This is a genomic window from Tahibacter sp., assembly GCF_032229445.1.
Taxonomy (GTDB): Bacteria; Pseudomonadota; Gammaproteobacteria; order Xanthomonadales; family Rhodanobacteraceae; genus Tahibacter.
Genome location: NZ_JAVTWC010000068.1, coordinates 20,381 through 44,298, shown reverse-complemented (window position 1 = coordinate 44,298; position 23,918 = coordinate 20,381). Strand labels below are relative to the sequence as shown.

The 23,918-nt window shown below is 67.4% G+C and carries 8 protein-coding genes; 3 read left to right on the top strand and 5 right to left on the bottom strand.

Translation table 11 applies throughout. The features are described 5' to 3' along the window. Positions 1-424: 424 nt before the first annotated feature. The 4 genes from RUU78_RS12905 to RUU78_RS12890 form a co-directional block, all read right to left on the bottom strand. Positions 425-7,654 (bottom strand): Ig-like domain repeat protein, encoded by a 7,230-nt coding sequence (locus tag RUU78_RS12905; RefSeq protein ID WP_313917207.1) that lies wholly within the window; start codon positions 7,652-7,654, stop codon positions 425-427. Continuing rightward, positions 7,651-8,235: a hypothetical protein gene (locus RUU78_RS12900; protein ID WP_313917205.1), complete on the bottom strand. Its 585-nt coding sequence runs from the start codon at positions 8,233-8,235 to the stop codon at positions 7,651-7,653. The genes RUU78_RS12905 and RUU78_RS12900 overlap by 4 nt, the downstream gene beginning before the upstream one ends. A gap of 397 nt (positions 8,236-8,632) precedes the next feature. Further along, the gene (locus RUU78_RS12895; RefSeq protein ID WP_313917204.1) at positions 8,633-11,320 is read right to left on the bottom strand and encodes a serine/threonine-protein kinase; all 2,688 of its coding nucleotides are present in this window, start codon (positions 11,318-11,320) and stop codon (positions 8,633-8,635) included. Between the two features lie 3 nt (positions 11,321-11,323). Then, positions 11,324-11,887 (bottom strand): ECF-type sigma factor, encoded by a 564-nt coding sequence (locus RUU78_RS12890; RefSeq protein ID WP_313917202.1) that lies wholly within the window; start codon positions 11,885-11,887, stop codon positions 11,324-11,326. A gap of 329 nt (positions 11,888-12,216) precedes the next feature. On the opposite strand from RUU78_RS12890, the gene RUU78_RS12885 reads away from it, so the two are divergent. After that, positions 12,217-12,519, top strand: coding sequence for a YciI family protein (locus tag RUU78_RS12885; RefSeq protein ID WP_313917200.1), 303 nt, complete (start codon positions 12,217-12,219; stop codon positions 12,517-12,519). A 224-nt stretch (positions 12,520-12,743) separates the two neighbouring features. Here the strand turns inward: RUU78_RS12885 and RUU78_RS12880 are convergent, their stop codons facing one another. After that, positions 12,744-13,913 (bottom strand): hypothetical protein, encoded by a 1,170-nt coding sequence (locus RUU78_RS12880; protein WP_313917198.1) that lies wholly within the window; start codon positions 13,911-13,913, stop codon positions 12,744-12,746. Positions 13,914-14,204: 291 nt separating this feature from the next. Between RUU78_RS12880 and RUU78_RS12875 the strand changes: the two genes are divergently transcribed. Both RUU78_RS12875 and RUU78_RS12870 read left to right on the top strand, forming a co-directional pair. Further along, positions 14,205-15,488 (top strand): serine hydrolase domain-containing protein, encoded by a 1,284-nt coding sequence (locus RUU78_RS12875; protein ID WP_313917196.1) that lies wholly within the window; start codon positions 14,205-14,207, stop codon positions 15,486-15,488. An 897-nt stretch (positions 15,489-16,385) separates the two neighbouring features. Next, positions 16,386-23,906 (top strand): non-ribosomal peptide synthetase, encoded by a 7,521-nt coding sequence (locus tag RUU78_RS12870; RefSeq protein WP_313917195.1) that lies wholly within the window; start codon positions 16,386-16,388, stop codon positions 23,904-23,906. The last annotated feature ends 12 nt before the right edge of the window (positions 23,907-23,918 follow it).

Genomic DNA, 23,918 nt, shown 5'->3' with positions numbered 1-23,918 from the left:
GTGCATCACGCCCGGTCACGCTCGCATGCCTGCGACCGGCAGCTATTGCGATTGTCGAGCAACGAACCGCGTCGCAGGTTGAGGCCGATGTTGCCCCGTAGAGATTCCACGAACGCAGCGGTCGTGGCAGTCGCTGAAGCCGATGCCGTATTTCCACGTTGCGTGGCTGTGCCCGACCCGGTGCAGGTAGCTGCTGCTTGAGGTGGGTCGAAGGATTGCAGATCAGCGTGTGGCGTGTCACCGACAGTTGCGGAGCTCGCACGACGATCCCGCCGCTTGCCTGTTTGATGCGTGTTCCGCGAGTGAAGCGGCAGCGTAGTGAGCGACTGGTGGAGGTCCCTACGAAAGCGCCTTGGTCGAGCGACTCGACATTGTCCCGGCGCGGAGCCAGTGCTCCGCGCCGGGACGCCGGGCGCCGCCCGCGTCACTCGATCGGGCAGTCGTCGGGATCGCCGGACGGGTTGAAGCCGTTGCGGAAGATCGCCTCGAGAAGTCCCAGCACGGTGACGTTGAACGCAGCGGCCTGGCTGGACTGATTGTTGGCGTCGCCGCCGTAGCTGGCGCCGAGCCCTAGCGCCGCCAGCGGTTGCTGGTGGGCCGAGAGCGTCGTCATGCAGGTGGCCGCGCCGTTGCTCAAGGGAACATTGGAGCACAGTGTCGTTTGTCCATCGACGAAGCCGACGCCGCCGGTCGCGTTCACTCCGCCTGTCAGCGCGGCCACCAGGGTGTAAGGCTGCCCCTCGACGAACGTACGCATGCAGTTGCTCGACAGCGCCAGCGTTGTGGCGGCCTTGGCGATGACCGCCGTGGCGCTGCTGCTGGCTGTGTAGTTCGTGCCGTCGCAACTGGCCGATACCTGCGTGCTGCCGGCGTTCGGTCCGACGCTCGACGGCACGACGGTGCAGCTTGGGCCCGGCTCGTCATGAAGCTGCGCGGTGATCGTCCTGGCGTTGCCGTCGTAGACGAAGTTCAGCGTGCCGAAGTCCACCGTGCTTTCGGCGCGGCCGACCGTGTGGTTCAGCGTGTTCGACGCGGGCTGCTGGCCTGCTGCATAGGTCGCATCGCCGCTGTATCGCGCGGTGATGACGTGATCACCGACGCTCAATGCGGAGGTGGTGCAGGTGGCCTCGATCGGCACCACTGTCGTCAGCGCGAGGTCGGCGCAACCGGCGATCGGCGCATCGCCATCCTTGAAGGTGATCGAGCCGGTCGGCGTCGCGCTCGCAGGCGCGACGGGCTCGAGGGTGACGGTGAAGGACAGTGGCTGGCCCCAGGTGCTCGGCTCGCTGCCGCCGGTCAAGGCCAGCGTGCTGCTGACCCGCGCTGGCGCTGGCGTTGCACTGAGCGCATTCGACGGCGCGCTCGTGGACGCGGCATTGCGGGCGGTGACGTGGCAGCTCACTTCGATGTCATTGGTCAGTCCCGGCACGCTCAGGGGCGAAGCCGCTCCGGTGGCTGACTGGGTACCGCATGTGGCCGTGTAGTCGAGGATCGCGCTGCCGCCGTTGCTGGCCGGCGCATCGAAGACGAGCGTGACACGCGCATCACCGGGCTGTGCGGCGGTCAGCAACGGCGCGCCGGGGGAGGCCGCGGGCGTCACTGGTACCGGTCCTGCGAGCGTGCTGATGCCGACCGCGTTGCGGGCGAGGAGGTTGCAGTTGACCGTCGTGCCGTTGGTCAGGCCGGTCACGACCAGCGGCGATGTGGTGCCGGTCCCGATCTTGTTCGAGCACAGCGCGCGGTATTCGATGATCGGGCTGCCGCCATCGTCCGCGGACGGCGTGAACGATACCGTCGCGCTGCCGTCGCCGGGCTGCACGCCGGTGATGGCCGGTGCGCCCGGCACGGTCGCCGGCGTCACGGCCAGCGCATTGGATGTAGCGCCCGCGCCGAACCCGTTGCGCGCCGTCACCGTGCAGGTCACTTCCGTGCCGTTGACCAGGCCGGTCACCGCAAGCGGCGAGGCTGTACCGACAGCCGACTGCGCGCCGCAGGTCGCGGTGTAGTCGAGCACCGCGCTGCCGCCGTCGTCGGCCGGCGCGCTGAACGTCAGCGTCGCGCGTGCGTTGCCCCGCGTCGCCTGTGTCAGCACGGGCGGGCCGGGTATGTCGCCGACCGCGTGCACTGCCGTACCGCTGGAGCCGGTGTTCGCCGCGTCGCCGGCGTAGCTCGCGGTGAGCGTCTTGTTGCCGCGCGCCGTTGAAACCAGTGAGCAGTTTCCAATCGATGGCGTTCCCTGCGTCAGCGCTGCCACGCACGACGACGTGCCGTCGGAGAGCGTGACCTGACCAGCCGGCTTCGGCGTGCCTTCGCCGGCAACCGCCACGTTCACCGTGTACGGCGTGTTCACGCGCGACGGGTCGGGCGTGTGTGCAGTGATGCTCGTGCTCGTGCCGGCCTGCGGTGTCGCCGCCACCGGATCGGAGGGCGGGCCGTCGCCGATGGTGTTGCGCACGACGACGGTGCAGTTCACCGCCACGCCGTTCTGCAGCCCGGTGACCGTGACCGGCAGGCTCGCGCCGGTCTGGCTGCGCGTGCCGCAGGTCGCGGTGTAGCCGGTGAAGGGCGAACCGATGTTGATGAAGCCGATCTGCAACGTGACGCTGCCGTTGCCGGGCACGGCCGAAATGATGGTCGGCTTGCCCGGCGCGACGGGATCCTGCACGCCGATCGGAAAGGGCGCAGAGGCGGCCGTGCCGTTCGTGTCGTCGCCGCCGTAGTACGCCGTGAGCGTCGCGTTGCCGCTGGATCCGGTGCCCAGGTCGCAGCTTCCGGTCGAGGGCGTGCCCGGCGTCAGCGTGGCGACACAGGTGGGGTAGGCGTCGGTGCCGTCGAACAGGCGCACGGAGCCCGTGGGCGGATTCGTGCCCGAGCCCGTCACGCTCACGTTGACGGTGTAGCCCTGTCCAACTATCGGCTGCTCGGGCGAGGTCGACACGATGCTGAGCGTGCTTGCGGCGAACGCCCCCGGATACTGATTGAGGAACACGTTGGACACGAGCGGTGAATCGAGCGCCGCGAGATTGCCGGCATCGGAAACGAATACGGCCATTCCGTTGTCGCCGAGCGCATGCGTACCGGCGCTGCTGGCGGCATCGGCGGCGATGCCGGCCGCCGTTTGCGACATTCGCACGATCGATCCGTCGGTCCGATCCTTCACGTAGTAGGCGGGCGCGTTGTTGCCGTCCGTCACGAGGTTGCCCTGCGCGCAGATGAAACTGACGAAGCGCGCGCCGGCACTGAACGACGGCGAGGCGCACTCGCCGCCCGCGCCTTGCGCGCCGGATGCGCTGGTATTGACCCGCTCGATCGCGCCGGTCTGCACGTCCTTGACGAAGATGTCGGCGACGCCGTTGTCGTCGCCCGGCACGAGGTTGGTCGCCCACGATACGAAGGCGACATAGCGCCCGTCGGCGCTTACCGATGGCCGGTCGCTGTTGCCGTTGGCTGCCACGCCGCTGGCGTCGGCGCTGACGAGTTGCATCGGCTGCGGAACATTGAAGTACTCGCGCATGTTCCGCGCGAACACGTTGCGCACGCCCGCGTTGCCGCTGGCGCCGAGGTTGGTGGCGTCCGAGGCGAACGCGAGGATGCGGCCGTCGTCGGAGATCGATGGCTGCAGGCTGTTGCCGTTGGCGGATACCGTCAGCAGGTTGCCGGTACTGATGTTGCCATTGTTGTCGCGCCGGTAGACGAGGATGTCGGTATACCCGTTGCGGTCGCCGACGGCGCCGCCGTCGGGCGAAGCGAACGCGATGATCCGGCCGTTGCGGCTGACCGCGACGGGCGCCTGCGCGTCGGCCGTGGACTGCACGCCGTAGAACAGGTTCACGCGATCGACGGCGCCGTCGGCCAGATGCTTGCGGAACAGGTCGATCTTGCCGTTCGTGTCGCCTGCGACGAGATTGTTCGCGGCGGAAAGGAAGTACACGTCGCCGGCGCTTTCGGCGAGCGCCGGTGCGAAGCTGATGTCGTTGCCGGGCGTGCCGTCGGCGGCCGTGCTGATGCGAGTATTCGCGCCGCTGTCGGTGCGGTAGACAAACACGTCGCGCGTCGCGTTGGCGTCGCCGTCGATCAGGCGCGTGCTCCAGGAGTCGTAGAAGACAAGGGTGCCGTCGCGCGAGATCGCGGCGTTGTCGCTGTCGCCGTCGTTGCGCAGACCGAAGTACGCGCCGCTCGCGCGCTGCGTAAGGTTGAGCGTGCGATCGCGCACGACGATGTCGGCGGCGCCATTGTTATCGGGCGGCGCGATCGTCGACGACACCGACTGGTAGGCGACGTAACGCCCGTCGGCGCTGATGGAAGGCCACATGCGCGGCTCCCACGAGACCCCGTCCTCGGTCGCGGCGACGCCGTTCGGCCTCATGTGCTGGTTCACCAGCGCACCGGTCTGGCGGTCCTTGACGAACACGGCGACGTAACCCGCCGACACGCCGGCCTGGAACGCGGCGTAGCGTCCGTCGGCGCTGAGCGCGGGCGTCATGGAGTTGTTGAATCGGCTGTCAGTGGCGATGAGTTCAATCGCGCCGGTCATCGTGTCCTTGACGAAAACGCGGTCGCCGGTCCAGCCCAGGGAGGGCAGGTTGGTCGAGGAGCACCCGAACGCGACGAAGCGGCCGTCGGCGCTGATGGCCGGATAGTCGTTGCAGGAGCCGCTGGCCTGCGTGCCGGTGGCCGTTGCGCTGGCCAGGTAGGAGCCGCGCGTGAGGCGATCCTTGACGAAAACGCGGTTGCTCGTCGAGCCCGGCGTGAAATTCGGAACGAGATTGCCGGCCGTCGAGTTGTAGACGACGTGGCGGCCGTTCGCGCTGATCGCCGGAAACGAGCTGTTGTTGTCGCCCGGCTGGTCGGCGCCGTTGCTGCTCACGAGATCCAGCGCGCCGGTGGCGAGATCCTTGACGTAGACGTCGAAGCGGCCGTTGCTGTCGCCCGCTGTCAGCGCGCGATAGGTGGAGAAGGCCACATAGCGTCCGTCTGCGCTAAGGGACGAACGGATCGTCGTGTTGGCGTACTCGGGGCTGGTCGGCGCGCTGCCGTCGGCGAGTGTGGTCGCGCGCACGATGTTGCCGCTGTAGAGATCCTTGACGAAGACGTCCTTGTCGCCGGTGTCGCCGGGAAAGAAGTTGCTCGCCTCGGACTGGAACGACACGTAGCGGCCATCGGCGCTGATCGACGGCAGGCGGCTCGGGCCGTTGCCGGGCGTGCCGTCGGCGGTGACGCTGGCGCGGCGCAGCGCGCCGGTGAGCTGGTCGCGCACGAACACGTCCTCGAAGCCGTTCATGTCGTCGTTGACGAGATCGGTGGCGTTCGACGAGAACACCAGGAAGCGACCGTCCGCGGAGAGGCCCTGGTTCGATCCGGTCGATGCCGCGTTGCTTTCCGGATAGCCGGTGCGTGACTGCGACACCCAGCGCGGATACGGCGCCGTCGGCGACACCGTCTGCGTCACCGCGGCGGTGGTCATGGCCGGATAGTTTGCGTCGCCGCTCCAGGTGGCGACGAGTTGGCGCGGTCCGACGCCGCTGCCGCGCCATAGGCAATGGCTGGCTGGCAACACGATTTGGCAGGTGTCGGTGCCGTCGCTGACGATGATGGTTCCCGTCGGCGCGGGTGTGCCGCCGAAGGGCGCCACCTCCAGCGCCACCACCACGCTCGCCGTTTGCCCGAGCGGCATGTTGGCCGGGTTGTTCGCGACGATGGCGAAGTTGCGCACCTCGTGCGCGAGCGGCGCCGAACTGCTGCCCGCCCACAGTCCCTGATCGGAGAAGGATGCAATCAATGGGTGCGTGCCGGCGCGGTTCGACGCGAGCTGGCACGACGCGGTTTCGTTCGGCGTGCCCGCCAGTGTGGCCGTGCAGCGCGTGGTGAGCGGGTCGTTGTCGGCGCCGTCGCGCACGGTCACCGTGCCGTGCGGAAATCCGCCCTGACTCGGCGTTTCGCGCACCTGCACCTGCACCGAGTACGGCTCGAACGGCTTGGTCAGCGACGGCATCTGCGAGACGATGCTGGTCGACGTTGCGCGGCCGGCGAGCACGGTATGCGTCACGCTGGTGTTCGCGGGGGCAACGGCGCTGTCGCCGCTATAGCAAAGTTGCATCGTGTGCGTACCGGCGCTGTTGAAGCCGATCGAGCAGGCGTGCGCCGGTAGTACCGCGGTGCATTGATGCGCCGGATCGATGGGCGGGGACGCGCAATCCACGGATTCCTTCACCACGACATTGCCGGTGGCCTGCACGGGGGGAGCGTTGTCCGATGGCGCCAGCGTCCAGTCGAACGTCACCTCGACGCCGCGGGCAGAGGGAGAAGGTGTGTGTGTCACATTCGAGAACGCAACCACGCCGGTCGATTCGTGTGTGGCCGTTGCCGTGTTGCCGTCCCAGCCGCCCCAGCCGATGTAGTCGGCCGTCAGCGTCTTGTGGCCCGCCGTGAACGGCGTCAGCGTGCAACTGCCGGTGCCGGCGGATGCCGGTGCGAGTTCGATGGAGCACGTCGCGGTCTGCGGACCGTCGCGATCGCCGTCGCGCACGACGACGGTGCCGCGCGGTGTGCCGCTCATGAGGTTGTAGCCGGCCTTGCCCACCGTCACCTGCACCGCGTAGGGCGCTACGCCGACGCTGGTGGCGGGCGTGGCCGGATCGATCTGCATGACCGTGTTCGCACCCGGCGTGAAGTACCAGTTCACGGCCGGGTTGAAGCGCATGCGCGTCGGATAGATCAGCCGCCAGTGATTGGGTGCCAGCGGCGTGAGGCCGACGAAGGTGCTGGCGAAGACCACCTCGTCGACGAAGCGCACCACCATCGAGCACTCGCCACCCTGAGGGTCGTTGTAGTAACCGGCGAAGACGGCTTTGCTGCGATAGTCGTCGGCCGTGCCGGCGACGCCGTCGATGCCGGCACGCGCAAGCCGCAGCATCGCCAGATCGTCGTTGTGCAGATGACGTCCGACGCGACCCTGCACGTAGCCCTGCACCGCTACCGCCTTGCTGTTCGGATGGCCGAGCGCGGCCATGACGTCGGCGTTGCCGTTGGCGGCGAAGTGTTGCCCCGATGGAAGGTAGTCGAGCGTGCGCGCCATCGTGGTGGTGTCCACCACCGCGGGCAGTACGGCGGGATCGTTCGACCCGCGCGGATACCACAGCAAGCTCACGTCGTCGCCGCGTAGGTCGTCGGCAGAGCCGGCAATGCCGTCGACGTCGCCGAGGTGGTCGAGCACGCCGTTCGCGCCGTGCCCGCTGCGCGAGTCGTAGTAGCCGTACATGCCGTCGCCCGCAGGGTTGTTGGCCTGGTTGGGATGGTCCAGGCCATTCGCGTGCATGAATTCGTGCAGCAGCACGGTTTCGAAGTCGACCTGGTCCTGCGGCGCGCTGGTATCGGCGCCGGCGGCGAAGGTGTTGTTCGGCAGCGAGCGGAAGCGGTTGTAGGTGGCGATAACGTTGCGCACCGCCGGTTCCGCGGCGGTGGCGAGCGCGGGGTTGACCGAGTTGTCGATGCAGACGCGGATCGCCGACAGCTCGCCGCCGGTTCCGTAGTAGTTCTGGTGCGCGACGCGATCGGGCTCGTCCTGATCCACGGTCACGAAGCCGCCGGCAACGCCCGACTGCGGCAGCACGGTGACGGCGAACGCGACGAAGGCTGTGAGGTGCAGACGCTTCATGGCCTGCCCTCCGCACCGACGCGCTTGCCGGGGCGCGAGGCGAGGGCGCGCAAGGCGCCGATCGCCGCGGCGACGCGGTTTACCTCGGTGGCGTTGGGCTGGCGTGCCGCCGCCTGCAGCGGATTGCGCGCGACCAGCTGATGCGACTTGCCCCCGTCGTGCCATTGCAACGTGAACACGTCGGCATCGGGATCGGCGAACACGAGCGCACCCGTCGACGTTTCTTTCCACAGGCCGCTTGTCTGCGCGGCGAGGCTCTTCCGGTCGAGGCTGCCGAGGTCGCCGGGCGCGACTGCCGTTTGCAGTGCAGCCCATTCCTGCGCACCGAGGCGAAGTTCGTAGTCGCCCGCATCGCGCAGGAACCACGGCCGATGCACGGCGACGCAGCCGTCCGCATGCGCGCGGACTTCGATGCGGCTTTCCTTGCCCTCGCGCATCACGCCGCTGTCGATGGACAGTTCGAACTTCACCGGCGGCGAATCTGCACAGGCGACGGTCGCGGCCGAAGCGACGAGCGGCAGCGCCAGGGCGACGGCAGCGACAGCGCATCGGCACCACGGGACAGTCGGGTGGCTGGACATGAAAGACTCCGGATTTGCTGCGGAAAGGCAGCGTCAGCGCGTCTTTCGTTTTTCGGAGGCCTCAGGGATCATCCGGATCGGAATATTTCCGTCTGTCGCCACACCAGGCTCAACCCCCGATGCCGGTGCGAAGATGACCTCCGCACGACAGGTGTAGCGGCCCGTCGTGCCGGCGCCGCCCGGTGTCATTACCGTCATGTCCACCCTGCCGGCGCTACCCGGCGTCGCCACGAGGCTGGTAGCCCTCGTCACCGCGACGCTCGTCGTCGCATTCCCGCCGAACGCTACCGCCCTCGCGCCGTCGATGAAGCCGGTGCCTGCGACGGTGACCCGGGCGCGCTACGCCGTTGTCGCTACGCTCCTCGTCAGGACGACGGCGCAAGGCTTTGAACAGCCTTCAAGGAATGGGCTTCAACACGTCGCGAACACGAACGAGCAACGGCGATTCCGGCACCAGCCTGCCTTCGACGCCCGACAAAATGCCCGCAGCCAGTTTCGCCGCTTCGTCCCGGCGCCCCTGTGCCTGCAGCCATTCCGCGCGTGGCAAGCGCGCAAGCGCGATCCTCGGGTCGACCGGCGCATAGGTGCTGGCCGCCAAGGTCTCCACCGTTTCCATCGCCCCCGTGTCGCCATCGCGTGCGAGACGCAACAGGGCTTGCGCTTCCGCCAGACGAAAGGCCGACAGGGTATTAAAGCTGTCACGGTAACGAGCTGCTTCCACCAACAGGCCCTGCGCCTCGTCGAAACGCCGGCACGTTGTTGCCCAGCGCGCACGCATCACGCGAGTGTCGTTCAGATCGATATCATGCGGCGGCTTCTTCGCGGCATATCCGGCGAGTGCCTGCGCCAACGCCGCACCGGTCTCCTCGTCGCAACCCTTCCAGATCTGCAGCGTGCCCTGGTTGAACAGCATGAGCAGCGTGTTGTCGGCGTCGACGCCCCAGGCTTTCGTGGCGTCCACCACATTGCTGCGCGTCAAGGTTTCGGTGCGGACGAGATCGCCGGCGGCGGAAGCGACGAGTGCGAGATTGTTGTGCCAGATGATGAGCGCAGCGTCGGTCGCCGGAAATCGGCGCTCGGCGATCGCGAAAATCTCGTCGTACAGTGGCAGCGCTTCGAGCGGACGCCCGGACTTTTCGAGCATCGTCGCGTACTGGGCCAGGCACCAGGCCCCGGCCCTGCTGTCCAGAAGTCCCGCGCCCTTGCGCAGTTCCCGTGCGTGCCGGAACATCGGTTCGGCTTCGTCGAAGCGGCGCGCCAGCGTCATGATATTGGCCAGCGCTTCCAATCCCGATATCGAATCCTCGTCCGCTTCGCCGAGCAACTTGACCTGCAAGGCATTGGCTTCCCGCCGCAGCGCGATGGCCCGGTCGTAGTTCCTGCGACGGCGTTCGTTCCAGCTGTGTGAGCCCAAGGCCTCGATCAATTGCCGGCTGTCGGGCTTGAGCTGGCGCGTCAGCGCGACCACCTGCTCGAACACGGGCGCCGCTTCGTCGGGCTTTGCGTCGGCGAGCACCGCGGCGGCGGTGTTGACGAGTTCCAGCCGCAGCGGCGAATCGACAGCGGCATTGCTGTCGATCAGCCGCATCGCCTCGCGCACGTCGCCGGTCGAGGTATCACCGGCGTCGTATTTCATGTGCGCGCCGCTGCGACCGATCAGCATCTCTGCCAGCACCAGAGGCCGGTTCTGCGCGCGCTCCATCGTGATGGCCTTGTCGTACAGGGCCATCGCGTGATCGCGCTGTCCGATCACCAGCAGCACCTTGGCCAGCGCCGCCGACATCTGCGCCTGGACCGGCGGATCGTCTTTCAGATCGCGTTCGATCCGCGCCAATGCCTGATCGAGCAGGGTAGTGGTCGAGACCGTTCCGCTGCCGGTATCGGGGTTGGCACCTTCGAACACCGAGGTCAGGAACGCGGCGGTTTTGCGCGCCGCATCTTCCGAGGCGCGCGCTTCCAACTCGGCCTGGCGCGCGCGGTCGCGTTCGGCCATCAGCTGCCCGGTGAAAGCCGCCGACAAGGCCACGACGCCCGCCAGGATGGTGAGCGCCAATCCGTTGCGCCGCACGAAGCGCGATGCGCGGTATGCCGCCGTAGCGGGCAGGGCGCGCACGGGCCGATGTGCGCGCAGGCGGGCGAGGTCGTCGCATAGCGCGTCGACCGAGGCGTAGCGCGCGGCGGGTTGCTCGCGCGTGGCCATCGCGATGATGGCGCTGAGCTCGCGGCCGGGTTCGATGTCCGCCGCCCGGAGCATGTCGCCCAGCACGACGCCAAGGCTGTAGATGTCGCTGGCGACGCCGACGTGTTCGCCGCGTCGCTGCTCGGGACTGGCATAGCCCGGCGTGTAGCCGGACGACGTCGGGATCGACGCCGCCGCCTCGCCGTCGACGATGCGATCGGCCAGTTGCGCGATGCCGAAGTCGAGCAGCATCGGCTGGCCCTGTGCATTCACCAGGATGTTGGACGGTTTCAGGTCGCAGTGAACCACCAGTCGCTGGTGCGCGTGGCTGACGGCGGCGCAGGTGCGCACGAACAGGTCGAGGATCGCGGCACGGCCGGGTTTCTCCTCGCGGCAATAGCTGTCGGTGCGGGACCCGTCGACGTATTCCATCACCAGAAACGGTCGGCCCTGTGCGGTCGTACCGCCATCGAGCAGGCGGGCAATGTTCGGGTGAGTGAGATCGGCGAGCAGCTGTCGCTCGCGCGCGAAGCGGGTAATGGCTTCGTCGCGCGCCAGGCCATTGATGAATTTCAGCGCGGCTGTCTGCGAGTAGCTGCCGTCGCCGCGTTCGACGCGATAGACACGGCCCATGCCGCCGCGGCCGATTTCCTCGACGATGCGCCAGGCGCCGAACACCTCGCCGGGTTCGGGGTGCGGCGTGACGGCTTCTGGCAGCAAGGTATCGCGTGGGAAGCTGAGCGCCTGCGTGTGGTCGCGATCGCTGGCGGCGCACAATTGCAGGACTTCGGCGGCGAGTTCGGCGTCGGCACCATGGCGTTGCAGCACGCCGGCGCGGGCGTCCGCGCCGAGATCGACTACCGCTTCATAAAGGGTGCGCAGTTGCGCGTAGCGCTTGGCATCCATGGCTCAGGTTTCTTCTCCGATCGCCTTCAACAGCCACGAGCGCGCAAAGCGCAGGTCGCGCTTCACGGTCGGCACCGAGACGTTCAGCAGCGTGGCGATTTGCTCCTGTTCCATGCCGCCGAAATAGGTGAGGTGCATGACCTGGCCGCAGCGCGGGTCGAAGCGTTCCAGCTGCGTCAGCGCCTGCTCCAGCGAAAGCAGGTCGAAGGCCGCATCGGCGGCGTCGACGGAATCGAGGCGCGACAGGCTCATGCGGACGCGATTGCCGCCGCGCTTGTCCGTGGCGCGCGCACGTGCGTGGTCGACCAGGATGGCGCGCATCGCCAGCGACAAGGTGGCGAGGAAATGCGAGCGATTGGCGAAATCCATCGGCACTGGCAGCAGGCCGAGCACGGCCTCGTGCACGAGTTCGGTCGGCGAAAGCGTGGCGGATTGGCCGTGCCGGCCGATACGCTGCGCTGCGATCCGCCGCAATTCGGCATAGACCTGTTCAATGGCCGCCGTCAGCGCGCGCCCGTCGCCGTTTCGCCACGCGTGCAGCAGGCGGGTGAGATCGGAATCTGGCACGAACGATGGAACCGATGGCCCGACGCGCATCGCAACGAACTCCGGATAGGCCCGCCATTATGACGGTGCTTGCTGGCTGGTCGTCCAGTATTCGGACGAAAGCGGCAAGAGGCGTCGAAACCCATCGCATCGGCCGATCCCGGCCAGCACATGTCATACAGCACGCCGCGTTCCACTTGCCGAACGGTGTCGTGTTCTCGGGAAGTCCGGAGGATCACCGTGGCAGAATGCGGCCCTGTGGCACCTGGCCCCAAGACCGCGGGCAGGGCAGAGCATTGAAGGGGGGAGCAGCGATGCCGAGATACCTGATCTCGTTTGACGACGGATCGATGACGTTTCCCGAAGAGGATCTACCCGCTGTGGCCGAGGCGTCGCACGCCGTCGTGCGCGAAGCCAGAGAGGCCGGCGTCTGGATCTTCGGCGGCGGCATCCTGAGCCAGCAGGCGAGCATCGTCGCCGCCGATGGCTCGGTATGCGACGGCCCTTATCCGGAGACCAAGGCGGTCATCGGCGGCTTTTCGATCATCGAGGTGGCATCCCGGGACGAGGCGCTGGCGTGGGCGGCAAAGATCGCCTCATCCTGTCGTTGTGCCCAGGAAGTGCGCGAGATCATGTACGACCCGGAGTCCTGATTGCGGTTGCGCAGACCGCAAGCTTTCCGTCGCGCTTTTTATACAGTTTGCGAAGCGGGGCGTCTCGGCCAGGCGAATGAAGGCGGGAGGCGCGAGCACTTCGTCGGAGCAGCGTCTTTGTTGAACGGCGGGATGCGGCATGCCGGGAGATTGGCGCGAGCCTCACCCGGCAGTGCGCGACGACGGCAGACGCCGTCGTCGCGTTCTACAGAACGTCTACGATGCTACTTTGCCGTCGGACCCATGAAGCGGCCTTGCGAGTCGACTGTGCGCGGTGCGCCCCGATCGACCTGCTGCTGCAGCGCGCGCTCGTCGGCGTAATCGTCGAAGGTGGGCACCGCAGCGGTGCAGCTCGAGGGTGTTCGGTCGGCATCACCGAGTTCGCCATGCACGTCGTAGAGGCGCACGCGATCGTTGAGCGTCGCGGCCAGCCAGTTGCCGTCGCGCGACAATGTCAGCCGGCCGGCACCGAGCGCGCCGTTTCCCGTCCATCCGAACGGGTAAGGGTCGATGGTCGCTATCCGCGCCAGCGTCTGGGCGTCATACAGCACAATCCCTTGCTGCGTGGGGGTCGCGGTGAAGGCATAGCTCGCCGTGACGATGCGGCTATCGTCGGGCGCGAACGCGGCGGCCACCGGACCATGATTGGCATACGCACCGATCGTTCCGGTTTGCGACAGATTCGTGCCCTGGCGCTGGTAGAGAAACGCGCCGGCGTAGGTCGGCACGATCAGACGGCTTCCGTCGCTGTTCGCGGCGATCTCGAACACGAACCAGTTCGTGTTGGCCGATGCGCCGACGTTGCCGCTGGCCGCCTCCAGCACGTGCACGGGGCCGCTGCTGATGTTCGACTCGGCCAGCGCAGTAGTCTGCCCGTTGGCGCTGGCTGCGAGCATCGTGTTCTGCCGCACTGAGCGCACCTGTGTCAGCGCGCCAGTCGCAACGGCGTAGCGTCTCAGCGGCGTCCAGCCAGAACCACCGTAGGTGCCGCTGATGAGCAGGCTCGAATTGCCCTCCCAGGACACCATGTAGCTACCGCTTTCGCCGAACTCGGCGGGATAGGAAACGATGCGAGGCGCGCGCTGGCCGAACTTGTCGAACAGGAACACACGGACGTTTCCGTTGACGACACCGCCATTTGCAACGGCCACATAGCGTCCGTCCGGGGACGCATCCACCCCGTATAGCTGCTGACCCAGCGCCAGCGGCGGATACTGGGTGCAACGGGAGAGATCGTAGCGATGCAGCTGGGCTCCGCTGGTGACGTAGAGCAGATTGCCGTCGAACGCATGGTCCTTGGCGTTGGTGATGAAAAGATCCACATACGTCGCGGCATTGACAGAGCCGATACCCGTGGCTGCAACAGCCACGCACAGCGCGATCAGTTTCTTCATGCGGTTTTCCTTCCGTCGGACGTGATTGAGTGCTTGCACGAGAACGCGGGAACTCGTCTCATCGAGCCGGTCAATGATGACGGGGAGCTGTAGCAAATCGTGCGACTGCCGGCCGATACGAGCACGAAATCACGGGTCGGCCGAATGCCGCTCAAGTTCGGTTGGCGTCACTTGTCGCTGCCGGTCCGACATCCGGATGCGGCGCTTGCCCGAGCACACGCGTGCATTGGCGTCGGTACGGTCGCTGATATAGGCTCGCGCCCCCACTTCGGTCCATTCCAGGCAATTTCCATGCAGGATTCGGGTGATATCAGGTTGCAGCGCGCGATGGCTGCGGTGAGGGACGAGCAGACCTTGCGCGGTCGCCTCGAGGAGATCGTCCGGCGCAAGGGGCTGCAGGAGGTGTGCGTCGGCGTGGCCGTCGACGGTCGCGAGCTGACCCTTTCGGCAGGCGCCGCCGAGGGTGGCGGCGTCGACGCGACGGCGGCGAGCGACGTTCCGGTTGCCGCGGGATGCCTCGCCAAGTCGTTGACGGCGACCCTGGTGGACGAAGCGGTCACCGCGGGACGCGTCGGCTGGACCGATGCCGTCGCTGACATGCTGGCCCGCGACACGCACAGTCGTCGACATCTTGCCGGAATCACCGTGCGTCATCTGCTCGATCACGCGCACGGGCTCGATGCGTCGACGGTCCATGGCGTGCCGAGAACAGACGACGGTTTCATCGACGTCGAGCGACTCTGCGGTGCGCTCGGCCCGCAGGCGTTGTTCACGCCGGGGCGGATGTACAGCTACAGCCACGTCGGCGCGTGGCTGGCCGGCGCGGTACTCGAGAGCGTCGGCGGCGTGCGCTACGTGACGCAGCTGCGCGAGCGGCAACTGATCTGTGACGCGAGCTACGACGAATCCGGCGCGATCTGTCCCGCGACCGGCGCGGCCCTGACGCTGACCCTCGCGCAATGGCTCGGGTTCGCGCAGCGCTGTCTTTCGCAACTCCAGCCTCGGCAGGACGGTAGCCGCGACGTCATGGCGTTGCCTGGCTGGCATCCGACCGAGCGTTCGATCTGGCGCGGCTGGAAGTGCTATGGCGACGGCTGGCTCGGGCATAACGCCAACCTTTCCGATCGTTCCGCGATGCTGCGCATCAACCCGGGCGAGCAGCTGGCGATCGTCGTCTCGGCGAGCGAGGCGAATGGCGCGGTTTTCGCCGCCTCGGGCGTGTTCGGCGATTTGCTGCCGGAGTTCCGCAACCTGCGGCCGCCACGGCTGCTGAAAGCTGACGAGGTGGCCGGCCTGTCCGTACATGATCATGTTGGACGCTACGTCCAGGCGCGGACCGCGGTCGACGTGACGCTGGACGCTCAGGGCGTCCTGCAACTGCAGGTCGGCGAGCGCGACCAGGAGACCGGGCCGGCGAGCCGGCTGCGCGCGGCGGACCGCGGCGTGTTTGTCGCCGAGTCGCGCGGCAATCCCGAATTCCAGTTCGTACAGTTCATCGCGCATGATGCGTCGTCCGGGTCCGCGTACCTGTGGAACGGCCGGCAGATATGGAGGCGGGAATCCGCTGTGCGCTGACGCATTCCGTTGGCAGAGATTCTGTAGGAGTCCGAGGAAGGCGCGCCCGCCTACGGTGGTGCCTTAGGGAATGCTGCACGGTGCGCATGCCGCCTTCACGTAGACCGTCATGGTCTGCTCGAGCCCGGTGCACCGACGTCTCGAACGACGCTGGAGTGACCTGGCAATGCGGCGTGTAGTGAAGCGTCGATTGTCCGGTGCCACCGATGCCGGTGATGACGAAGTGGCGCGCGTCGCTCACCGGTAGATTTCGTAGCGTTTGTGAGGGATACGACCGGCCCGCAGTCCTCACACCCCTTCTACTGCCTAGTGCGGCCGCCGATACGGTCGCCCCGGCGCGCGCCGCTCCGTCGTGCCGCCTCGACGTGGTGTCTGCTACGCCTTCGCCGTCGCTGAGGTCCGCGGCGCGCATCAGGACGGCGTCTCGGCGGCCTTGCTGCGAACGGGTGTGAGACAGGCGAGCCCGGGGATTCTGCGCTGACCGGCGTGCCGGGTCTCGGCATGTCCGGTGGAGCGTGCAACCCGTGGTGCGGCCTGCGAACAATCCGCGCACCTGAGAAGAGCATGACGACATTCGCGCCCTGTCTCCCCGCGCTGCTGGCTCGCCGCGCGACCGTTTGGTTGACACAGGTGCGCCGCATTGATAATTGTCGACGTCTGACGGGAGGCAGGGCCGAGGGGGCATCTGCAGCAGGGGCTCGTCGCACGCGAAGTGGGCGCGGAGCAGTGGGGATCGCGCGAGCTGGAGCCGGAACGGCGCGCTGCGTTTCCGCCGACGGGGGAGCTTTCTCCGCGGTGTCCGCCGATCAGTCAATCATCGACCGGCAGACACCATCGATCGGGCTACCCTGAGTGGATACTGCGACACCGGACTTGCCGCTGCTTCCGAACTTTCCCGTGCGCGGACCGCGCCTTGTTCGCGCGGCCTCGCCGCTGCATCGTTCGCCCGGCGGGATCTCCGCCGCCGCGCTGGCGGCGTTCGAACATCTGTGCCGGTCGGACGACGCCGACGTGTTCGCCGGACTTCACGCCGCGTTCGTGCTGCTGCTGGCGCGGTGTAGCGGCGAGCGGGACATTGCCGTCTGCACGCCGATCATCGGCACGGCGGTCAACTGGATCTTGCACAGCGATCTCGCGCGCGCGCCGACGTTCCGTTCGCTGCTCGCTCAGAGCCGCGACACCGTTCGGGACGCGCAGACGCGTTCTTCCGTCCGGTTCGCAGGCGTGGAAGCGCTGTCGCAGCCGGGTAGTGACGATCGCCATACGCTGCTCTTCCAGCTCGATCTCGTGCAGCGGGAAATCCGCCAGACAGGTGGCGGCGCCGACATTGTTGGCGACTTTGCGTTGTGCGCATCGCGGACCGCGGACGGGTTGTCTCTGGAGTGGGTCTACGCGAGCGATCTCCTCGAGGCCTCGACGATCGCGCGGATGGCGCGGCGCCTGGAAGTTCTCATCGACGCGGCGACGGCCGACCCCGACGGCGACCCGTGGCGCCTGCCGCTGCTCGACGCCGCCGAACGGCAGCAGGTGCTGTACGGCTTCAATGACACGGCAGCGCCGTTCCGGTCGCGCACGCTGAATGAGCTTTTCGCCGAGCAGGTCGCGCGAACGCCGGATGCGATCGCACTGGTTTCTCGCGATGCACAGCTCAGTTTCGCCGAGCTCGATCGGCGGGCGAACCGGCTCGCCCATTACCTGCGCGCACAAGGCGTGCGCGCACAGAGCCTGGTCGCGGTGTGCCTGGAGCGCTCCTCGTACCTGGTCGTCGGCCTGCTGGCGATTCACAAGGCCGGCGGCGCCTACGTGCCTCTGGACCCGCAATACCCGAGCGAGCGACTCGATTTCATGGTCGCCGACAGCGGTGCGGCCTGGGTCCTCGCGCAGTCGGGGACGCTGGCCCATCTGAATGCACACGCCGCGCGGATCACGCTCGACGATCCCGATTTCCAGCGTCTGGTGATGTCGTTTCCGGACGAAGCGCCGCCGCCATTGCCGGGGCACGCCGCCGATGCGCTCGCCTACATCATCTACACATCCGGCTCGACGGGCCGGCCGAAAGGCGTCTGCATCGAGCATCGTCAAGCCGCGGCGCTGATCGGCTGGGCGCAGAGCGTCTACGACGCCGACGCGCTGTCCGGCGTACTCGCGGCGACATCGATCTGCTTCGACTTGTCCGTGTTCGAGCTGTTCGTGCCGCTGTGCAGTGGTGGACGCATCGTGCTGGTCGAGAATCCACTGGATTTCGAGGGGATAGCGAACGCACCGGAACTGCGCCTCATCAACACCGTGCCGTCCGCCGTAAAGGCGCTGCTCGAGGAAAACGCGATTCCCTCGAGCGTGCGAATCGTCAACCTCGCGGGAGAACCGTTGCCCGAGGCGCTCGTCAAGGAAATCTACCTGCGTACGCCGGCCGAGGCGGTGTACAACCTTTACGGCCCATCCGAGGACACGACGTATTCCACCGTCGCCCTGATCGGGCGCGACAAACCGGGCGCGCCGTCGATCGGCAAGGCCGTATCGAACGGGCAGGTGTACGTACTCGACCGGTTCCTCGAGCCGGCTCCGGTCGGTGTCGTCGGCGAAGTCTATTGCGGCGGCGCAGGCGTCACGCGCGGATACTGGAATCGTCCGGATCTCACGGCAGAGCGTTTCATCGCCGATCCGTTCCTGGACGTTCCCGGAGCGCGGCTCTACAGGACGGGCGATCTTGCACGCTGGACGGAAGAAGGTGAGCTGGAGTTCCTCGGCCGTGCCGATTTCCAGGTCAAGGTGCGCGGGCTGCGCATCGAACTCGGCGAGATCCAGGCGCGTCTGCTCGACATGGACCTCCTCGAGGAGGCCGTCGTCACGGTGCGCGACGACGGGCGCGGCGACAAGCAGCTGCTGGCGTACGTGGTTCCCTTCGATGCGACGATGCCGCAGTCGGAGTTGTTCAGCGCCTGCCGAAGCCATCTCGCCGAGCAACTGCCGGACTACATGATCCCGTCCGTCTTCGTGGCGCTCAAGGCGCTGCCGCTGACACCCAACGGCAAGATCGACCGCGCGGCACTGCCGCCGCCGCCGGAAAATCCCGCACCCGACTATGTGGCGCCCGAGTCCGACCTCGATGTGCGTCTCGCGCGGCTGTGGCAGGACGTGCTGCAACTGCCGACGGCGGTCAGCATGAAGGCGAATTTCTTCGACCTGGGGGGGCATTCGATTCTGGCGATGCGACTGCTCGGCCGCGTGCGCCAGGAACTCGACATCGTGGTGCATCCGAAGAACCTGTTCTCCGGAGCGACGCTCGAAGACTTTTCCCGGCTGGTGGCGCAAGGCGGTGAACGCGCGCCACCGCCGCTTCGTCGTGCGACCGACCGCGTCGACGTGCCCGTGTCCTTCGTTCAGCAGGGGATATGGCTCATCGACGAGCTGGACGGCAGCACCGCGCAGTATCACGTGCAGCTGAGATTCCTGCTGGAGGGCGAACTCGATCTACGCGCGCTGCGCGGCGCGATCGACGCCGTCGTGCGACGTCACGAAAGTCTGCGCACCGTTGTCGTGCTGCGTGACGAACAGCCGGAGCTGCGCGTACTGGATACGGTCGACGTTCCGTTCCTCGAGATCGATCTCTGCGGACAGTCGCGCGCCGCGCAGGCAGCCGAGATGGAGCGGATCGTGCGCGGCGATGCGCTCGCGCCGTTCGCGCTCGACCGCGATTCGATGCTGCGCGCGACGCTGGTGCGGGTGGAAGTCTCGCGCTACGAGCTGCTGCTGACGACCCACCACATCGCGACCGACGGATGGTCGCTCGACGTGTTCGTCGCGGAACTGGGCGCCCAGTACGGCGCGCAGCTCGGCGGGCATGAAGCCGCGTTGCCGCCGCTTCCGTTGGAGTACACCGACTTCGCCATCTGGCAGCGTGCGTGGCTGAAGAGCGAGGTACTCGAAGAAGAATCGCGCTACTGGATGCGCCAGCTGGCCGACCTTCCTCTCGTGCACCAGCTGCCGCTGGACCGGCCTCGCGGCGCACAACAGGATCTGGCCGGCGCCGTACTGCGCACGAGAGTGCCCGCGGCCGTGATGCGGGCGTTGAAGGATTTGTGCCGCGACGAGCGGGCGACGCTCTACATGGGCCTGCACGCCGCGTTCTCGGTGCTGATGTCGCGCTACAGCGGCGAAGAGGACATCGTCGTCGGGTCGCCTGTCGCCAATCGCGCACAGCCTGAGCTCGCGACACTGATCGGGCTTTTCACCAATACCGTTGTCCTGCGCAGCCGGGTGTCGGAGGCATCGACATTCCTCGATCTGCTGAGGCAGAGCCGCCAGGTCGTGCTGGATGCCTACGCGCACCAGCATGTGCCGTTCAACTATGTCGTGCAGCGGCTGCAGCCCGAGCGGGTCCTGAGCCATACGCCGCTGTTCCAGGTGATGCTGTCGCTGCAGGACACCGGCCGCACGCCACTCGACCTGCCTGGCGTCGCCGTGACCGCGCGCCCGATGCATGTCGAGCTCGCGCTCGTCGAACTCATGCTCGAGGTGACGGAGAACGCCGATGGTCTGCAGCTCGACTGGATCTACCGGCGCGAGCTGTTCGACGCATCGACGATCGAGCGCATGGCGCGGCACTTCGACAACCTCGTCCGGGCCGCAGTCGCGCAGCCGGGGCGGGACGTGCGCAAGCTGCCGCTGCTCGACCCGGCCGAGCGCGGGCCGCTCGACGATGTGCGCGCGTATGTGCTGAACGACGAGCTCGAGCCCCAGCCGGCCGGCGTGACCGGCGAGTTGCACATTGCTGCGATGCACGGACATCCGGGCGCCGGGCCGTCGAGTGACGACCATTACGTCCGCGACCCGTTCAGCACCGATCCGGCAGCCCGGTTGTACCGGACCGGAAATCTTGTGCGCCGGCTCGCGAATGGCAGCCTTGAGTTCGTCGGCCGGCGCGACGGCGGGAGCGCGCCGCGCGCGACGCGCGCCGAGCAGGTCGAGACGACGTCGGGGGACACGACGGCACGGCGTGCGACCGCCGCACCGCAGACCGCCGCAGAGAAGGTTCTGCACGAGATCTGGGCGCGGCTGCTGCAGCAGGACACCGTCGACATCGACCTGAACTTCTTCGCTGCCGGCGGCAACTCGCTGCTCATGATGCGGATGATCCATGGCGTCCGCGAACGCATCGGTGCGCGCATCAACATCAAGGACGTCTTCCAGCATCCGACCATCCGCCGCCTCGCGACAGCGCTGGACGGGCGGACCGACGTCGACGACCGGCTGCCGAACCGGCTGCGCGAGGGGCACGAGAGCAATAAGTCGGCGCTTTCGCTGAGCCAGTTCCGCATCTGGTACGTCGAACAGATTCGCGCGAGCAACGAGCACAACATCCCGTTCACCGTCGCGCTGCGTGGCACTATCGACGCGGCGCTTCTCGAGCGCGCGCTGAACGGCATCGTCGCGCGCCACGACATGCTGCGCACGGGCTTCCTGCTCGACGGCGACGCTCCGGTGCAGCTCACGCACTCGTCGCTCGCGTTGGCACTGGAGTACCGCGACCTCGCCGCGCTGCCGCCGGCCGACATCGCGACGACCGCGCAGGTGCTCGCCGTGGGTCACGCGACGCGCCGGTTCGACATCCGGCGGCCGCCGCTGATCGCCGCGATGCTGATCCGGGTGGCGGCTGCCGAATACCGCCTGCATCTGAACTTCCATCATCTGATCTTCGACGGCTGGTCGTTCGCGATCTTCTTCGACGAGCTGATCGCGGCCTACGAGGCGCTGGTGGGCGGTACGGAGCCGGATTTGCCTGCGCTTTCCCACGGCTACCTCGATTTCGTGCGCTGGCAGCGGCGTTGGCTGCAGAGCGAAGAGGCGCAGGCGCAGGCGGCGTTCTGGCGCGACTATCTGCAAGGTTGTCCGGAACATCTGACGCTGGCGCGCAAAGGCGCATGGCCGGTCGACGACGACGACGCGCCGTCACGGGTGTCCGCCCGCCTGGACGCGGCGACGCGTGAACGCCTGCTGCAGTTGGCGCGCGACCGGCAAGGCACGTCGTTCAGCGTGCTCTACAGCGCGTTCGCCCTGCTGCTCGGGCGCCTCGCCGGTCAGCACGACCTGGCCATCGGCATTCCGGTCAGCGGACGCCACGTGCGCGCTGCGCACGGCGTGATCGGCAACTTCCTCAACAACGTCCCGGTGCGGTCGCGCTGGCAACCGCAACAGGCGTTCGGCGACTATCTCGCCGGAGAAATCCGCAATCTCGAACAGGTGCTCTCGAACCAGGACTATCCGTTCGAGAAGATCCTCGAGCTGGCACCGCACATGCGGAACACTGACACCACGCCGGTGTTCCAGGTGTTCTTCAACATGCCGAGCCTGCCGCGCAGTGCCGATCCGAAACGCTTCGACGCGGCGCTGGAAGCGTCGACCGAGATCGAGCCGAAGTTCGACCTGACCATGTACGTGCAGGACGACGGCGCAGGCATCACGCTCACCTGCCACTACAAGCGCGAGACGTTCTCGTCCGCGGCCGTCGCCCATCTGTTGCAGCAGTACGTGTTCCTGCTCGAACAGGTGGCGACCGACGCTCAGCAGCCGTGCGGCGCGTATTCGCTGCGCCCCGATACGCCGGAAGAGGGCGGCGGATATCCCGAACCGCAGCGCTACTGGCTCGGTCCAGTACACGAGATCTTCCGCCGGCATGCGCTCGAACGTCCACATGCAACCGCGATCGTCGAGCATGCGCAACAGTGGAGCTACGGCGAACTGCTCGCCGCCTCGTCCGCCCTGGCGCAGTCGCTGCGGCAGGAGGGCGTCGGGCAGGGCCACGTCGTGGCCATCGTCGCTGCGCGCCGCGCCTGTCTCGTCGTAGGCGTCATGGCGGCCCTGCAGACCGGCGCCGCGTTCTCGCTGCTCGATCCGGAATATCCGGTCGAGCGCGTGTGCCTGCTGGTCGACATCATAAAGCCCGCGTGCGTGCTCTTTGCTGGCGAGCGCTCGCTGTTTCCGTCGACGCTGAGCGGGCGACTGGAGGCCGCGGCGGTGTGCCGGTATCTGCCGGTGGCCAAGGACGCGCACGATACTAGCGGGCACGAAGGCTTCGTGCCGGCGAGCGTGGAGCCACAGCAACTCGCGTGCGTGACGTTCACCTCAGGGACGACCGGCGTTCCCAAAGCCGTCGCCGGCACGCACATCGGCATTGCCGGCTATCTCGCGTGGGTGCCGGACTGGCTGCAACTGTCGCAGGAGGATCGCTTCAGCCTGTTGTCGGGCCTGGGCCACGATCCACTCCAGCGCGACATGTTCACGTCGCTGTGCATCGGCGCGACGCTGGTCGTTCCGGAGCCGGAAGTCATCGTGCCGCAGCGCCTCGCGCAATGGCTGACACACAATGCGATCACCTTCGTGCACCTGACGCCGGCAATGGCCGAGATCCTGTGCACGACCGACGCAACGCGTTTTCCGAGCCTGCGCGTGGCATTCGTTACGGGCGACAAACTCGGTGACGCGACCGTCGCGAAGCTTCGGGGCTTCAACAGCGCGCTGCGCGTGCTCAACTCGTACGGCACCACGGAAACGCAGCGCGGCACGACGTATTTCGAGGCGTCCGGCGCGCGCCACCAGAGCGGTCTCGTGCCGGCCGGCGAGGCATCGCCGGATACGGTCATCCGCGTGCTCAACGCGATGGGGACGCCCTGCGGACTTTCCGAAGTCGGTGATCTCTTCGTGGAGAGTCATGCACTGTCGCGTGGTTATCTCAACGATGCGCAACTCACAGCCGAGGTCTTCAGCGAACTCGGCGACGGGCTCAGGCGCTATCGCACCGGCGATGTCGGCTGCCGCTTGCCGGACGGCACGATCCTGCTGCTCGGACGCAAGGACAATCAGGTCAAGGTACGTGGATTCCGCGTCGAGATCGGCGAAATCGAGGCGCACGCGCGCAGCCTGGGCGCGGTGCGGGACGCGGCCGTGGTTCCTGTGCGGCGTCAGGGCGACGAGTCGGCACTCGTGGCCTACGTGGTGCCGGCCGGCGGCACGGACGACGAGCGCAGCTTGCGCGCGGAGGTGCTCGCGCACCTCGGCGCAAGCCTGCCGCCGTACATGGTGCCGGCGGCCGTCGTGGTCCTGTCGCGCCTGCCGCTGACGCCGAACGGAAAGCTTGACCGACGTGCGCTGCCCGAGCCTGCGTGGGACGACGCCGTGGGATCCGTGGCGCCGCGCGACGACCTGGAGGCTGCAGTGGCGTCGATCTGGGCCCAGGTGCTGGGTCTCGAGCGCGTCGGCGTTGAAGACAATTTCTTCGCGCTCGGCGGCCACTCCATGCTGATGGTGCTTCTGCTCGTCCGGATCCAGGAGCGCTTCGGGTCGGACACCGACGTCGGCCGCATCCTGTCGTGCAGCACGGTCGCTGAGCAGGCGCGCGTATTGTCGGAGTCCGGTGCATGAATCGGGGCGCGC

What these genes read in the sequence shown, in the direction of transcription:
- RUU78_RS12905 (WP_313917207.1), bottom strand. Translation starts at nt 7,654, where the DNA reads ATGAAGCGTCTGCACCTCACAGCCTTCGTCGCGTTCGCCGTCACCGTG.
- RUU78_RS12900 (WP_313917205.1), bottom strand. Translation starts at nt 8,235, where the DNA reads ATGTCCAGCCACCCGACTGTCCCGTGGTGCCGATGCGCTGTCGCTGCC.
- RUU78_RS12895 (WP_313917204.1), bottom strand. Translation starts at nt 11,320, where the DNA reads ATGGATGCCAAGCGCTACGCGCAACTGCGCACCCTTTATGAAGCGGTA.
- RUU78_RS12885 (WP_313917200.1), top strand. Translation starts at nt 12,217, where the DNA reads ATGACGTTTCCCGAAGAGGATCTACCCGCTGTGGCCGAGGCGTCGCAC.
- RUU78_RS12880 (WP_313917198.1), bottom strand. Translation starts at nt 13,913, where the DNA reads ATGAAGAAACTGATCGCGCTGTGCGTGGCTGTTGCAGCCACGGGTATC.
- RUU78_RS12875 (WP_313917196.1), top strand. Translation starts at nt 14,205, where the DNA reads ATGCAGGATTCGGGTGATATCAGGTTGCAGCGCGCGATGGCTGCGGTG.